1 protein-coding gene is annotated in these 1,152 nt (G+C 54.4%); it reads left to right on the top strand.

The window, feature by feature from the left end; translation table 11 throughout:
- Window positions 1-1,152 (top strand): IS4 family transposase (locus ACWKV4_RS20575; RefSeq protein ID WP_483839555.1); only part of this gene is annotated, 1,152 nt, incomplete at both ends.

Below are 1,152 nucleotides of genomic sequence, written 5' to 3' on the forward strand. Positions count from 1 at the left end.
TTTTTTATGTCTGTCGCTCAGGATTTAGGCGCTGTTCTGGACTTTGCTGAGCAGCCGCTCTCACGCCTCGACGTATTCACCGATCATATTCCCCAAGAATGGATTAGCACTGCCGCCGCTTTGGCCGAAAAGGCCACGATCCGACGTCGGCGCCTGCCCTCGGATATGGTGCTTTGGTTAGTCGTCGGGATGGCACTTTTCAGAGGAGAGCCCATCGTTGAGGTCGCGCGCCGACTTAATATCTGCGCCGACGGTCTGGCCAACGAGGTACTTTTGGCAAAGAGCGGCTTGTCACAGGCGCGTCAGCGCCTGGGCAATCAGCCTGTGTTCTGGCTATTTCGACAGTGCGCCAATGCCTGGGGATACGAGCGCTACCCGCACGATGACTGGCACGGACTTCAGGTTTTTGCTGTCGATGGTGCGCTGTTTCGAACCTCGGAAACACCGCAGTTGCGGGAGCACTTTGGCTCAGGTAACACCTCCTCCAATCGGCAGACGCCGTACCCGGTGTTGCGTCTTGTCGCGCTGATGAATGCACGGTCCCACATCATTGCCAATGCTGCCGTTAGCCCCTATCGCAAGGGCGAAATTCCACTGGCCAAGGACTTTGTCGAAAGCATACCCAATCACTCGGTGACCTTACTGGACAAAGGATTTTTCAGCGCTGATCTGTTGTTGAGTATCCAAAACGCTGAGCAAAACAGGCATTGGATGATCCCCGAACGCAAGGGAACGGTCAGGACGGAAGTCGAACATTATGGCGATGGCGATTATCTTGTGCAGATGAGAGTCTCGCCGCAGGCGCGTAAAAAGAATCCGGCTTTACCTGAGTACTGGCAGGTACGAGCTGTGACTTACCAAGTTGAAGGAAAAGAGAAAACTGTCTTCACCTCGCTACCCGCTTCGAAATTTAGCGCAGAGCAGGTCGCGACGCTTTATCACGAGCGGTGGGAAATCGAGTTGGGTTTCAGAGATATCAAAAGCTCTATGCAAGATAATGCACTGACGCTTCGCAGCAGGACTGTGGACCTGGTCTATCAAGAATTGTGGGGACTTTTACTGGCGTATAACGTGGTGCGCCGGGAGGCCAGTCAGGCTGCGGTCGCTCACAAGCGGGCGCCCAGCGAAGTAAGTTTCAAGTTTGCCTGTCAG

The organism is Pseudomonas artemisiae, from assembly GCF_057128685.1.